We start from the raw sequence: 13,237 nt of genomic DNA, 5'->3' as shown, positions 1-13,237 counted from the left end.
AACAGGGGCGCAGGAGACTGTAGCGCACGGCGCCCGTCCCCGGCCGGTGGTGGTGGCACGAGCGTGGGTTCTAGGCCTGCAGGCGCAGCGGGTGTGCGACGCGCTCGCGCAGCACGCGCTCGAAGTGGGCAGGGTCGTGCGCCTTGAGCATCTGCGCGTCGCGCGGCAGGTAATAGTCCCACAGGCGCGAGATCCAGAAACGCAGCGCCCCGGCGCGCAGCATCGCGGGCAGCAGCACCCGCTCGTGCCGGGTGAGCGGGCGCACGCCCTGGTAGGCGCCGAGCAGCGCCTCAAAGCGCGCCGCCTCGTGGCGCCCCGTGGGCAGGTCCACGCACCAGTCGTTGAGCGCCACCGCCAGGTCGAACAGCCAGGTGTCGACCCCGGCGAAGTAGAAGTCGAAGATGCCGGTCAGCGCCTCGCCCTCGAACATCGCGTTGTCGCGAAACAGGTCGGCATGCACCGGCCCGCGCGGCAGCGCGGCGTAGGCGGCGCTTTCGGCGACGTGGTTCTGGTAGGCCAGCTCGGACTGCAGCAGCTGCGCCTGGGCGGCGTCCAGATGCGGCAGCACCTCGGGCGCGGTGGCGTTCCACCAGGGCAGGCCGCGCAGATTGGGCTGCTCGCGTTCGTAGTCGCGTGCCGCCAGGTGCATGCGCGCAAGCATCGCGCCGAGCGCGGCGCAGTGGCGCTCGCCCGGCGCCAGCTGGCTGCTGCCCGACAGCCGCGTGGCCAGCGCCGCGGGCTTGCCGCACACGGTGAACAGGATGTCGCCCTGCGCGTCGCCCTGCGGGTCGGGCACGGGGATGCCGGCCTGCGCCAGGTGCTTCATCAGGTAGAGGTAGAAGGGCAGCTGCTCGTGCGCCAGGCGCTCGAACAGCGTGAGCACGTACTGCCCGCTGCTGCTGGTCAGAAAGTAGTTGGTGTTCTCTATGCCGCCTTCGATGCCGCGCAACGCCACCAGCGTGCCCAGGCTCAGGCGCTGCAGCAGTGCGCTGGCTTCAGACTCGGTGACGGGGGTGAAGACGGCCATGGAAAGGGTCCGGCGCAGCCGGAGCGGGCAAGTGCGCGGTTCAGAAGGTGCCGAGCTTCCACAGGCGCGCGCCATCGCTCGGGCGCACCTGGTAGGAGGGCAGCTCGCCCCCCAGCTTGGGCTGCACGGTGATGGAGCGGGTTTCGCCGCCCACGCGCAGCTCGTCCACGCGGCTGCCCTCGTCCTCGATCACGATGCGCTGCACCCGCCGGCCCTGATCGATGCCCGCCTGCTCCTCTTGCGAGAGCGCCTGGCGCTCTGCCGGCAAGGGCTGGGCCGTGTTTTGGCTGTTGGCCTGGGCCAGCACGCCCGTGCTGACGAGGGAGGCGAGGGCGAGAAGAAGGGGTGCGCGCATGGTGGCTTCGATTGTAGGCGGCATGCGCGCGTTCAGCGGCCCGCGGCCTCGTCGTCCAGGGCCTGCTGCACCGCCAGGTAAAAGCGTTCGCGCTCGGCGAAGGCCGGGTTGTCCGCCGCGCCCGCCTTGGGCCAGTCGGCGTTGGTGACGATCACCAGCCGGCGCGCCGGGTCGATGAAGATGCCCTGGCCGAAGATGCCGCGCGCCGCGAAGCTGCCGCTGTCGTAGGTCCACCACTGGTAGCCATAGCCGCGCCCCGGCGCCTGGATGTCCGCCTGCTTGCGCGTGGCGGCCTGCAGCCAGCCGTCGGGCACGATGGGCTCGCCGTTCACGCGCGCGCCTTCCAGGACGAACTGCCCCATGCGGGCGTAGTCGCGCGCCGCCGCCTGGATGCAGCAGCCGCTGATCTCCTTGCCGGTCTTGGACAGCAGCCAGGTGGCCTGCTGCTGCATGCCCGCGGGCTGCCAGATCTTTTCCTGCAGGTATTGGGTGAGCGGCTTGTGGATCGCCGCCATCAGCATCACCCCGACCAGGTTGGTCTCGCCCGTGCTGTAGTGCCAGCGCTCGCCCGCGGGGGCGGCGCGCGGGAGCTTGCGCATGTAGCTCACCAGCGCGTCCACGCCGGGCTCGGGCACGTGGTTGTTGAAGCGCGCCACGTCCGAGTTGGGGTCGCCGTAGTCCTCGTTCCACTGCACGCCCGAGGTCATGGTGAGCAGCTGGCGCACGCTCACGTCGTCGTAGGCCGAGCCCTTCATGTCCGGCAGGTAGTCGCTCACCTTGTCGTCCATGCTCTTGATCAGCCCGTCCTTGAGCGCCGCGCCCACCAGCGTGGAGGTGAAGGACTTGGCCACCGAGAAGCTGGTCCAGCGTCCATCGGCGTCAAAGCCCAGGCCGTAGCGCTCCAGCCGGATCTTGCCGTCCTGCAGGATCAGTACGGCCGCGCTGTGCTGGCTTTGCATGAAGGCGTCGATGTCCAGGTCCAGCTTGAGCGGCCTGCCCTCGGGCAGCGGGCGGGGCGTGGCCGAAGGCTGGGCGGTATGCCATCGGGCCAGCAGCGGGATGCGGTCCATCGCGCGAAAGGCGGCGTCGCGCTGGGTCTGGCTCCAGAACAGGATGTCGCGGTTGGTCGGGAAGGTGGCGAGCAGCCCGCGCGCCTCCTTGTCCAGGCTGAACCAGCCGATGGCGGCCGCGGCGATGATGAGGACGATCAGCGCAAGCAGCAGGCGTTTGAGGGTTCTCATGGGGTGCCTCCGTGGGTAAGCCGCGCATCGTAGTGCAAGGCGACACGCGCTGGAAAGCGGCCGATCGGCGCAGTCAAGCGTCAGGGCGGGCGGACTCGTCGGCCTGCCGGCGCACGGCCGGCCATTGCCCGAGCAGCCCGGTCTGCACGGTGTGCGCACACCAGATCGATGTTGATGTCGAAATAGCCGCGGGCGACGCGGTTGCGCATGCCCCGCATGGAGCGCCAGGGAATCTGCGCATGCGTCTGTGCAAAGTCGGGGTAAGCGTCCACCACCTTGCTTGCACCCTCGCCCAAAATGATCAGACTCATGACGACGGCCTGCTGGGTGCGCTTGTCGCGCCGAAAGTCTTCCTGGCTCGGGCCTTGGACGAAAGCGCAGGCATCCAGCGCAGCCTGCTGCATGTGGTCAAGGTAGTCCTTCAGGCGGTTCTCGTTCATACCGGCTGCGCTTGTGCCAGCACCTGGGCACGCAATCGGGCCGGCAGGTCCGCCGGGGTCAGTACATCAACCGGTACGCCGAGCATGGCCTGGAGTTCGTCCTGCAGTCCTCCAAGATCAAACAGCGTGGCGCCGGGCAGCGCGTCCACCAGCAAGTCGAGGTCGCTGCCGTCCTTGTCGGTGCCGTGCAGCACCGAGCCAAATACCCGCAGGTTGGTGGTGCGATAGCGGCCTGCGGCTTCGCGCACCAGAGCGCGTTTCATGCGCAGTACAACAGAAGGTCGCATGGCAATCTTTCGTCGATTGCACAGACTCTACCAGCCGACGCCCAGCAAACACAGATGGCGGGCGACGGCTGCACCGTCCTGCACGGGCTGCAGCATGGCGTGAGCGAAGGCGCGCAGTCTGTCGCCTTGCCCGTCCTCACGCGCTTTCTGCGCGGCACACGCGTTGACATGGCGCGACCCGCGCGCGGCAGGCATCTGTGCACAATTGCCCCATGAGCGACACCCCCACCCTGCTGCTGGTCGATGGCTCCAGCTACCTGTACCGCGCCTACCACGCCATGCCGGACCTGCGCGCGGTGCCGGGCGACCCCAAGAGCCATCCGACGGGCGCGATACGCGGCATGGTCAACATGCTGCGCGCGCTCGGCCATGAGCATGCGCCGGCCTATGCCGCCTGCGTGTTCGACGCGCCCGGCCCCACCTTTCGCGACGACATCTACCCCGACTACAAGGCCAACCGCTCGCCCATGCCCGAGGACCTGCGCGCCCAGATCGAGCCTATCCACGAAGTGGTGCGGCTGCTGGGCTGGCCGGTGCTGTGCGTGCCCGGGGTGGAGGCCGACGATGTGATCGCCACGCTGGCCACGCGCGCCGCGGCCCAGGGCCTGCGCGTGCTGATTTCCAGCGGCGACAAGGACTTGAGCCAGCTGGTGAACGAGCGCATCACCATCATGGACACGATGAACGGCAAGCGCCGCGACGTGGCTGGGGTGACGGCCGAGTTCGGGGTGCCGCCCGGTCTGATGGTGGACTTCCAGACCCTGGTGGGCGACGCGGTGGACAACGTGCCGGGCGTGGCCAAGGTCGGCCCCAAGACGGCGGCGCGCTGGCTGGCGCAGTACGGCTCGCTCGATGCGCTGATGGCGCATGCCGACGAGATCAAGGGCGTGGCGGGCGAGAACCTGCGCGCGGCCCTGGACTGGCTGCCGACCGGGCGGCGGCTGGTGAGCATGCGCACCGATTGCGACCTGAGTGCCGCGCTGCCCGGCCTGCCTGCTTTGGATTCGATAGCTGCAGGCGCAGAGCAGACGATGGGTTTGCGCGATTTTTATGAAAAGTTCGGCTTCAAGACCCTGGCGCGCCAGCTGCAGGACGAGGCGCCTTCGACCGCTGCCGAGCAGCGCATCGACGAGCAGGCGAGCCATGCGGCGGCGCAGGCGCAGGTCAGAGAGGTGGACTACGAGGTGGTGCTGAGCTGGCAGGCGCTGGACGCCTGGATCGCCAGGCTCATGGCCGCGCCGCTCGTCGCGCTGGATACCGAGACCACCTCGCTCGACGAGCAGCAGGCGCGCATCGTCGGCATCAGCGTCAGCGTGGAGCCGGGGGCGGCCGCCTATGTGCCGCTGGCGCATGCCGGGCTGGAGGCGCCTGAACAACTGCCGCTCGATGAGGTGCTGGCGCGCCTCAGGCCCTGGCTGGAGAGCCCGGCGCACGCCAAGCTGGGCCAGCACGTCAAATACGACCGCCACGTGCTGGCCAACCACGGCATCGACGTGCAGGGCTATGCGCACGACACCATGCTGCAAAGCTATGTGCTCGAGGTCACGCGTCCGCACAACCTCACCAGCCTGGCCGAGCGCCACACCGGGCGCACCGGCCTCAGCTACGAAGACCTGTGCGGCAAGGGCGCCAAGCAGATTCCCTTTGCGCAGGTGCCGGTGGACAAGGCCGCGGCCTACGCCTGCGAAGACTCTGACCAGACCCTGGACGTGCACCGCGTGCTCTGGCCCCGGCTGGAGAGCGACGAGAAGCTGCGCGCCATCTACGAGCTGGAGATCGCCACCAGCGAGGTGCTGTTTCGCATGGAAAGAAACGGCGTGCTGATCGACGCCGACAAGCTCGCGGCGCAAAGCCACGCGCTGGGCCTGCGCATCACCGAGCTGGAGCAGCAGGCCTATGAACTGGCCGGCCAGCCCTTCAACCTCGGCAGCCCCAAGCAGCTGGGCGAGATCTTCTTCGACAAGCTGGGCATGCCGGTGGTCAAGAAGACCGCCACCGGCGCGCGCTCCACCGATGAAGAAGTGCTGGAAAAACTGGCCGAGGACTACCCGCTGCCCGCGCGGCTCTTGGAGCACCGCAGCCTGTCCAAGCTCAAGAGCACCTATACCGACAAGCTCGCCACCCTCATCAACCCGCGCACCGGCCGCGTGCACACGCACTATGCCCAGGCCGTGGCGGTGACCGGGCGGCTGGCGAGCAACGAGCCCAACCTGCAGAACATCCCGGTGCGCACCGCCGAGGGCCGGCGCATCCGCGAAGCCTTCATCGCTCCGCCCGGGCGCGTGATCGCCAGCTGTGACTACAGCCAGATCGAGCTGCGCATCATGGCCCACATCAGCGGGGATGCGGCGCTGCTCAAGGCCTTTCACGACGGCGTGGACGTGCACCGCGCCACCGCGGCCGAGGTCTTTGGCGTGGCGGTGGATGAAGTCACGAGCGAGCAGCGGCGCTACGCCAAGGTGATCAACTTCGGCCTGATCTACGGCATGAGCAGCTACGGCCTGGCCAAGAATCTGGGCATCGACAACCAGGCGGCAAAGAACTACATCGACCGCTACTTCGAGCGCTACCCGGGCGTCAGGCGCTACATGGATGAGACCGTGCAGCTGGCCCACCGCCAGGGCTACGTGCAAACCGTGTTCGGCCGGCGCCTGTACCTGCCCGAGATCAACGGCGGCAGCGGCCCGCGCAAGAAGGCCGCCGAGCGCGCCGCGATCAACGCGCCCATGCAGGGCACGGCGGCCGACCTCATCAAGAAGGCCATGATTGCCGTGCAGCAGCGCCTGGACGCCGAAAAGCCCGACGTCCTCATGGTGCTGCAGGTGCACGACGAACTCGTCTTCGAGCTGCCCGCAGGCGAAGTGGACTGGCTGCGCCGCGAGATTCCTGCGCTGATGGCGGGCGTGGCGGACCTTGCCGTGCCGCTGATCGCCGAAGTGGGCGTGGGGGCGAACTGGGAAGAGGCGCATTGAAGGCCGCGGACCTTGGGGCGCGGTTGACGCCCGCGGTGCGCATGGGCCTGTCGATTGCGCTCGCCACGGGGCTGTACGGCATTTCCTTCGGTGCGCTGGCGGTGGCGGCGGGGCTGACGGTGGTGCAGGCCATGGTGCTGAGCCTGTTGATGTTCACCGGCGGTTCGCAATTTGCCTTCATCGGCGTGGTGGCGGGCGGCGGCAGCGCATCGGCCGCCGTGGGTGCGGCCAGTTTGCTGGGCGTGCGCAACGCCGTCTATGGCGTGCAGATGAACCACCTCTTCACGCCGCGCGGCTGGCGCAAGTGGCTGATGGCGCAGCTCACCATCGACGAATCGGCCGCCACCACGCTGAGCCAGGACGAGGCCACCGAGCAGCGGCGCGGCTTCTGGACGGCCGGCTGGGGCGTGTTCGTGCTCTGGAACCTGTTCACCCTGGTGGGCGCGCTGCTGGGGGATGCGCTGGGCGACGCCCGCACCTGGGGGCTGGACGGCGCGGCGGTGGCGGCCTTCCTCGGACTGCTCTGGCCGCGCCTGAAGGGGCGCGAGCCGGTGGCGCTGGCCGTGCTGGCCGGGGCGGTGACGGCCGCGGCCATCCCCTGGGTGGCGCCGGGCCTGCCGATCTTGCTGGCCGCGGCGGCGGGCGCCGCCTGGGGCTGGTGGGGGCATGCGCGATGACGCTCTGGCATGCCGTCGTGCTGGCGGGCCTGATCGCCTTCGCCACCAAGCTCGCGGGTTATGCGGTGCCCGCGCGCTGGCTGCAGAATCCGCGCATGCACCGCGTGGCGGGGGCGCTCACGGTGGCGCTGCTGGCGTCGCTCACGGTGATGAACACCCTTGCCGACGGCACGGCGCTGCGCCTGGATGCGCGCCTGGCCGCGCTGGGGGTGGCGGCGCTGGCGCTGTGGTGGCGCGCGCCCTTCTTGCTGGTGGTGGTGCTGGGGGCGCTGGCCTCCGCACTGCTGCGCTGGCTGACGCCGGTGGCGTGACGGGAGAGTGTGGTGGATTACCCCTTGCTTGCCGATGAATTCGAACTGCTGCAGCGCCTGCTGCCCGAGCCGGGCCGGCACGTGATCGAGCCGGGCTGCGGCGCGGCCGCCATGGCACGGCGCCTGCTGCGGCAGCACCCGCAGATGCGCTACCTGGGGCTGGAGGTGGACAGGCTGCAGCTGGCGCGCAACCTGCAGGACGTGCCCGCGCGCATGCGCTTCATCGAGGCCGCTGCCCAGGCCATCCCGGAAAAGGCGGCGCAGTTTGACCTGGCGCTGATGCTCAAGTCGCTGCACCACGTGCCCGTGGCGCTGATGGACCAGGCCCTTGCCGAGGTGGCGCGCGTGCTCTGCCCCGGCGGGCATTTGTACGTTTCCGAGCCGGTGTATGGCGGCGCCTTCAACGAGGTGGTCAAGGTCTACAACGACGAAGGCGTAGTGCGGGCGGCCGCCCAGGCGGCGCTGGACCGCGCGCTGGCGCTGCCGGGCTCACCCTGGCGCCAGGTGGCCGAGGAGCGCTTTGCCACGCCGGTGCATTTCGCCGACTTTGCCGATTTTGAGAGACGCATGATGCACCCGAGCTTTGCCGAGCACCACATCGACGACGCCCTGCGCGCACGCACGCTGGCCGCTTTTGCGCCACACTGCGGCCCGGCGGGTGCGCGCTTCGAGCGCCCCATGCATGTGCGCCTGCTGCAGCGCCTGCCCGCCTGATACCCTGCCACGCACGATGGAGAAGCTCACCATGCACGACGACTTGCACACCGACGCGGCTGCCCTGCTGGGCGGCACGGGCGCGGCCTCGCGCCGCAAGGCCCTGGGCCTGATGCTGGGCGCGGGCTACGCCGCCGCGGCTGCGCCGCTGATGGCGCAGACCGCGATTTCCACCAGCTCGGAGGGCCTCGAGGCCGGCGAGGTCAGCTACCCTTCGGGCGACTTCCAGGTGCACGCCTACCGCGCCGCGCCCCAGGGCCGCACCGGCCTGCCCGTCATCCTGGTCATTTCGGAAATCTTCGGCGTGCACGAATACATCGCCGACGTCTGCCGGCGCCTGGCGCATGCGGGCTATCTGGCGATCGCGCCCGACCTGTTCGAGCGCCAGGGCGACCCCATGGCCTATGGCGAGCTGGCCAAGCTGATGAGCGAAGTCGTCGCCAAGGTGCCCGACGCCCAGGTCATGCAGGACCTGGACGCCACCGTGGCCTGGGCCGGCAAGCACGGCGGCGACGCGGCGCGGGTGGGCATCACCGGCTTTTGCTGGGGCGGGCGCATCACCTGGCTGTACGCCGCGCACGCACCCGTGAAGGCCGCCGTGGCCTGGTATGGGCGCCTGGCCGGGCAGGACACGGCCTTGCAGCCGAAGCAGCCGCTGGCGCTGGCCGCGCAGGTCAAGGCGCCGGTGCTGGGGCTGTACGGCGGCAAGGACGAGAGCATTCCCGAGAGCACCATAGAGCAGATGAAAGCCGCCCTGGCCAAGGCCGGCGCGCCGGCCAATGCCTCGCGCTTCGTGGTCTATCCGGACGCGCCCCACGCCTTTCATGCCGACTACCGCGCCAGCTACCGCAAGGACGCCGCCGAAGACGGCTGGAAGCGCGCGCTGGACTGGTTTGCCCGGCACGGCCTGAAATAGCTGCGACACTCCTTCCCCCGCCGGGGGAAGGTCGGGGTGGAATCTGCCGCCCCGGCCTGGAAAAAATTCACATGAAAACAGGCGCAAACCGTTGCCGGACAAGCGCCAACAGCCATGCTTTTGATAGTGATCGTCCTCGCCACGCTGGCCGCCGGCATAGGCAGCGTGTGGCTCGCGGCCATGCTGCTGCGCCTGGGCATGGGCGGGCGCTGGCGCGTGGGGCCGCAGCATCTGCTGAGCCTGGCGGCCGGGGCGCTCTTGTCCACCGCCTTCATGCACCTGCTGCCCGAAGCCTTCGAGGACGCGCCCGCGCACCCGCTGTTTGCCACGCTGCTGCTCGGGCTGGTGTTCTTCTTCATTCTGGAAAAAGCCGAGCTCTGGCACCATGGCCATGAGCACGGCGGCCATGGCGGATCCTCACGCAGCGAGGGCGTACACGCCCACGGGCAGCACGATCACGGCCCCGAAGACCACGATCCGGACCACCAGCCGGCGCACGCGCGCGGCGGCTGGGCGCTGCTGGCGGGCGACAGCCTGCACTGCTTTGGCGACGGCGTGATGATCGCCTCGGCCTTCATCGCCGACCTGCGCCTGGGCGTGGTGGCGGCGCTGTCGGTGCTGGCGCACGAGGTGCCGCACCACGTGGGCGACCTGGTGGTGCTGCGCCAGGGCAAGCGCCGCGCCGCGCTGCTCAAGGTCTCGCTGGCCGGCGCGGCCACCGCGCTGGGCGGCATGGCGGGTTATTTCATCGTCGGCCGCTGGGAGGCCGCGCTGCCCTATTTCCTGGTCGTGGCGGCCAGCAGCTTCGTCTACGTGGCCCTGGCCGACCTGATCCCGCAACTGCAGCGGCGCATGTCCGCCGCGCAGGCGCTGGTGCAGATCGTCTGGCTGCTCGCGGGCATGGGGGTGGTGATGGCGGTGGCCAGTTTTGCGCATGCAGCGCATTGAGCCTGCGGGCGCCTTGCCTCAACCTCCCCGCGTGAGGATTTCCCGCACCGCCGCCACCTGCCGGCGCGAGACGGGCAGGATTTCCGTGCTGCCGCGCAGGCGCACGGCCCAGCCGTCGCCTTCGTCCAGTTCGGGGTGGCGCTCCAGTGCGCGCAGGGCGTGGCGGGCGACGAGGGTGTTGCGGTGGATGCGTACCAGCTCTTGCGGGTGGCGCTGGTGCAGCTCGGTCAGCGCGCCGTCGATCACGTAGCTGCGCGCGGCGGTGCGCAGCGTCAGGTATTTGAGTTCGGCGCGGATGTAGAGCACTTCGGCGAGCGGGATGCGTTCGGTGCGGCCCTGGTCCTGCACCAGCAGCGTGGGGCCTTCGGGCAGGGCGGCGGCGGGCGCGGCGCCGCCGTGGCGGCGCCGGGCACGGGCCAGTGCCTGCTGCAGGCGTTCGCGGCGCACGGGCTTGGTCAGGTAGTCGGCCGCGTCCAGCTCAAAGGCGCAGACGGCGTGTTCGGCGTGCGCGGTGACGAAGACGATGGCCGGCGGCTCGGCCAGGCGCAGGATCTGGTGCGCCAGCGCCAGGCCGTCCTGCCCGGGCATGTGGATGTCCAGCAGCACCAGGTCGAAGGCGGGCGGCTGGGTGAGCAGCGCCAGCGCCTCGCCCGCGTGGGCGGCCTGCACCGCCTGGTGGCGGACGTCGAGCTCGCCCAGCAGCGTGCACAGGCGCTTGCGCGCCAGGGCTTCATCGTCCACGACCAGGATGCGCATGGCGGCGGCCTTTCAGCTGGCGGGCAGGGCGATGCGCACCTGGTAGCGCCCGCCCTGGGCGCCGGCGCTGAAGTCGCATTCCACGTCGTGCAGCAGCTTCAGGCGCGCGCGCACGTTCTTCAGCGCGATGCCATGCCCGGGCGCGGCGGGCCCGAGCGCGTGGGCGCGCGGCGCGAGCGAGTTGGTGATGGTGATCAGCACGCGCGCGCCGCGCTGTTCGGTGCGCACTTCGATGAGGGCGGCCAGCGGCGAAGGCTCGACGCCGTGCTTGACGGCGTTTTCCACCAGGGGCTGCAGCAAGAGCGGCGGCACGCGGGCGCTGCCGGCGCGCTCGTCGAGCTTCCAGACGAGCTGCATGCGCTCGCCGAAGCGGATCTGCTCGATCGCCAGGTAGTGGCGCGCCAGCTGCACCTCTTCGGCCAGGCTGGCGCTGTCGCCCTGCTCCAGCAGCGCGTGGCGAAACAGCTCGCTCAGGTCTTCCAGCAGGGCTTCGGCCTTGGCCGGCTCCTCGCGCACCAGGGCGATGGCGCTGTTCAGGCTGTTGAAGAGAAAGTGCGGCCGGATGCGCGCCTGCAGCTCGGCCAGGCGCGCGGTGGTGGCCGCCGGCGTGCGCGCGTGCGCTCGCAGCACCAGCGCGGCCACCAGCAGCGCCGACAGCAGTGCGCCGCTGGCGGCGCTGGCCAGCCAGGGGGGCTCGCTGCCGTCCGTCACATGGGCCAGCAGTGCGCAGGCCAGCAGGCCGGCCAATGCTCCGAGTACCACGCCGGCGCAGATCTGCAGCGGCATGCGCGCGGCCTGCAGCACGCGCTTGAGGCTGCAGGCGGCCAGCAGCCAGGCGAGCGTGGCGGGCAACACGCCGCCGGTCAGCATCGCCAGCTGCTGCAGCCATTGCGCGGGGTTGCCCGCGAGGAAGAGCAGCACCACGCCCGACACCAGTTCCACGAACAGCACGGCGCGCAGCACCACGCCGGCGTGGCAGGCGTCGAAGATGAGCGTGCCCGGTGCCGGCGCCCGGCGCGTGCTGGTCGATAGAATTTGCGGCTTTGTCATTGCTGGCGCCGTGGCTCTCCCGGTGCCGATTATTGCCGCCATGCCCGACCAGCCTTCCTCCCCGTCCCACGATCAGCTCGCGAGCAAGGCGCAGGCGTGGTCGGCGCTGTTTTCCGAGCCCATGAGCGAGCTGGTCAAGCGCTACACCGCCAGCGTCTTCTTCGACCAGCGCCTGTGGCGCGCGGACATTGCCGCCAGCCTGGCGCACGCCGAGATGCTGGCCGCGCAGGGCATCATCAGCCAGGAAGACCGCGCCGCCATCGAGCGGGGCATGGCCACCATCACCCGGGAGATCGAGGCCGGCCAGTTCCAATGGCAGCTGGATCTGGAAGACGTGCACCTGAACATCGAGGCGCGCCTGACGCAGCTCGCGGGCGATGCGGGCAAGCGATTGCACACCGGGCGCAGCAGGAACGACCAGGTGGCCACCGACGTGCGCCTGTGGCTGCGCGGCGAGATCGACCTGATCACCGGCCTGCTGCGCGAGCTGCAGCTGGCGCTGGTGGAGGTGGCCGAGCGCAACGTGGAGGTGATCCTGCCGGGCTTCACGCACCTGCAGGTGGCGCAGCCGGTGAGCTTTGCCCACCACCTGCTCGCTTACGTGGAGATGTTCGCGCGCGACGGGCAGCGCATGCTGGACGTGCGCCGCCGGGTGAACGTGCTGCCGCTGGGCTCGGCCGCGCTGGCCGGCACCACCTACCCGCTGGACCGCGAGCGCGTGGCCACAACCCTGGGCATGGTGGATGAGCAGGGCCAGGCCTGCGTATGCCAGAACAGCCTGGATGGGGTGAGCGACCGCGACTTCGCGATCGAATTCAGTGCCGCCGCCAGCCTCGTGATGCTGCACGTCTCGCGCCTGTCCGAGGAGCTGGTGCTGTGGATGAACCAGAGCGTGGGCTTCATCCGCATTGCCGACCGCTTCACCACCGGCTCCAGCATCATGCCGCAGAAGAAGAACCCGGACGTGCCGGAGCTGGCCCGCGGCAAGACCGGGCGCGTGGTCGGTCACCTGATGGGCCTGATCACGCTGATGAAGGGCCAGCCGCTGGCCTACAACAAGGACAACCAGGAAGACAAGGAGCCGCTGTTCGACACCGTGGACACCCTGAAGGACACGCTGCGCATCTTTGCCGAGATGATCGGTGGCCAGGTGAACCCCGCCACCGGCGCCAAGGAAGGCGGCATCAGCGTGAACGCCCAGGCCATGCGCGCCGCCGCGATGAAGGGCTATGCCACGGCCACCGACCTGGCCGACTACCTGGTCAAGAAGGGCCTGCCGTTTCGCGATGCGCACGAGACGGTGGCGCACGCCGTCAAGGCCGCGCAGGCGCAGGGGGTGGATCTGTCCGCGCTGCCGCTGGCCACGCTGCAGGGCTTTCATGCCGGCATCGAGGCCGACGTGTTCGAGGTGCTGTCGCTGGAAGGCTCGCTCAGGGCCCGCCAGACCCTGGGCGGCACCGCGCCGGTGCAGGTGCGCCGCCAGATCGCGCGCCACCGCGAACGGCTCGCGGTCCACTGAAACCATAGCTGCAGGCGCTTGATG

14 protein-coding genes are annotated in these 13,237 nt (G+C 69.9%); 7 read left to right on the top strand and 7 right to left on the bottom strand.

The genetic code is table 11. From position 1 onward, the window contains the following. Nucleotides 1–70: 70 nt before the first annotated feature. The 5 genes from FOZ74_RS03870 to FOZ74_RS03850 all read right to left on the bottom strand — a co-directional run bounded on the left by FOZ74_RS03870 (nucleotide 71) and on the right by FOZ74_RS03850 (nucleotide 3,350). The gene (locus FOZ74_RS03870; RefSeq protein ID WP_146911834.1) at nucleotides 71–1,027 is read right to left on the bottom strand and encodes a homoserine kinase; all 957 of its coding nucleotides are present in this window, start codon (nucleotides 1,025–1,027) and stop codon (nucleotides 71–73) included. Between the two features lie 40 nt (nucleotides 1,028–1,067). Then, nucleotides 1,068–1,382: a hypothetical protein gene (locus FOZ74_RS03865; RefSeq protein WP_146911833.1), complete on the bottom strand. Its 315-nt coding sequence runs from the start codon at nucleotides 1,380–1,382 to the stop codon at nucleotides 1,068–1,070. A gap of 32 nt (nucleotides 1,383–1,414) precedes the next feature. Next, a complete protein-coding gene (locus FOZ74_RS03860; RefSeq protein ID WP_146911832.1) occupies nucleotides 1,415–2,623 on the bottom strand; it encodes a serine hydrolase domain-containing protein in 1,209 nt (402 codons plus the stop codon). An 80-nt stretch (nucleotides 2,624–2,703) separates the two neighbouring features. Then, the gene (locus tag FOZ74_RS03855; protein WP_432417471.1) at nucleotides 2,704–3,063 is read right to left on the bottom strand and encodes a HepT-like ribonuclease domain-containing protein; all 360 of its coding nucleotides are present in this window, start codon (nucleotides 3,061–3,063) and stop codon (nucleotides 2,704–2,706) included. After that, nucleotides 3,060–3,350 (bottom strand): nucleotidyltransferase family protein, encoded by a 291-nt coding sequence (locus tag FOZ74_RS03850; protein WP_146911831.1) that lies wholly within the window; start codon nucleotides 3,348–3,350, stop codon nucleotides 3,060–3,062. The genes FOZ74_RS03855 and FOZ74_RS03850 overlap by 4 nt, the downstream gene beginning before the upstream one ends. 212 nt (nucleotides 3,351–3,562) lie before the next feature. Between FOZ74_RS03850 and polA the strand changes: the two genes are divergently transcribed. The 6 genes from polA to FOZ74_RS03820 all read left to right on the top strand — a co-directional run bounded on the left by polA (nucleotide 3,563) and on the right by FOZ74_RS03820 (nucleotide 9,888). Next, nucleotides 3,563–6,322 carry a DNA polymerase I gene (gene polA, locus FOZ74_RS03845; protein ID WP_146911830.1) on the top strand — a complete coding sequence of 920 codons (2,760 nt, stop codon included), beginning with the start codon at nucleotides 3,563–3,565 and terminating at the stop codon, nucleotides 6,320–6,322. Beyond that, entirely contained in the window at nucleotides 6,319–6,999 is a 681-nt protein-coding gene (locus FOZ74_RS03840; protein WP_255437768.1) for an AzlC family ABC transporter permease, read from the top strand. Before polA ends, FOZ74_RS03840 begins: the two co-directional genes overlap by 4 nt. Beyond that, the gene (locus FOZ74_RS03835; protein ID WP_146911829.1) at nucleotides 6,996–7,310 is read left to right on the top strand and encodes an AzlD domain-containing protein; all 315 of its coding nucleotides are present in this window, start codon (nucleotides 6,996–6,998) and stop codon (nucleotides 7,308–7,310) included. The genes FOZ74_RS03840 and FOZ74_RS03835 overlap by 4 nt, the downstream gene beginning before the upstream one ends. A 12-nt stretch (nucleotides 7,311–7,322) precedes the next feature. After that, on the top strand, nucleotides 7,323–8,024 hold the full coding sequence (locus FOZ74_RS03830; RefSeq protein ID WP_186764650.1) for a class I SAM-dependent methyltransferase: 702 nt from the start codon (nucleotides 7,323–7,325) through the stop codon (nucleotides 8,022–8,024). Between the two features lie 16 nt (nucleotides 8,025–8,040). Next, nucleotides 8,041–8,940: a dienelactone hydrolase family protein gene (locus FOZ74_RS03825; RefSeq protein ID WP_432417470.1), complete on the top strand. Its 900-nt coding sequence runs from the start codon at nucleotides 8,041–8,043 to the stop codon at nucleotides 8,938–8,940. A gap of 114 nt (nucleotides 8,941–9,054) precedes the next feature. Further along, nucleotides 9,055–9,888 carry a ZIP family metal transporter gene (locus FOZ74_RS03820; protein ID WP_146911828.1) on the top strand — a complete coding sequence of 278 codons (834 nt, stop codon included), beginning with the start codon at nucleotides 9,055–9,057 and terminating at the stop codon, nucleotides 9,886–9,888. Between the two features lie 18 nt (nucleotides 9,889–9,906). Here FOZ74_RS03820 and FOZ74_RS03815 read toward each other — a convergent pair whose 3' ends face one another. After that, nucleotides 9,907–10,644 (bottom strand): LytR/AlgR family response regulator transcription factor, encoded by a 738-nt coding sequence (locus tag FOZ74_RS03815; RefSeq protein ID WP_146911827.1) that lies wholly within the window; start codon nucleotides 10,642–10,644, stop codon nucleotides 9,907–9,909. Nucleotides 10,645–10,656: 12 nt separating this feature from the next. Next, the gene (locus tag FOZ74_RS03810) at nucleotides 10,657–11,694 is read right to left on the bottom strand and encodes a sensor histidine kinase (protein WP_146911826.1); all 1,038 of its coding nucleotides are present in this window, start codon (nucleotides 11,692–11,694) and stop codon (nucleotides 10,657–10,659) included. Between the two features lie 40 nt (nucleotides 11,695–11,734). Here FOZ74_RS03810 and argH point away from each other — a divergent pair, with 40 nt between their 5' ends. Then, a complete protein-coding gene (gene argH / locus FOZ74_RS03805) occupies nucleotides 11,735–13,213 on the top strand; it encodes an argininosuccinate lyase (protein ID WP_146911825.1) in 1,479 nt (492 codons plus the stop codon). The last annotated feature ends 24 nt before the right edge of the window (nucleotides 13,214–13,237 follow it).

The organism is Comamonas flocculans (assembly GCF_007954405.1).
Classification (GTDB): Bacteria; Pseudomonadota; Gammaproteobacteria; order Burkholderiales; family Burkholderiaceae_C; genus Comamonas_C; species Comamonas_C flocculans.
Note: the sequence above shows the minus strand (reverse complement) of the source record. Positions and strands in the feature narration are given on the sequence as shown.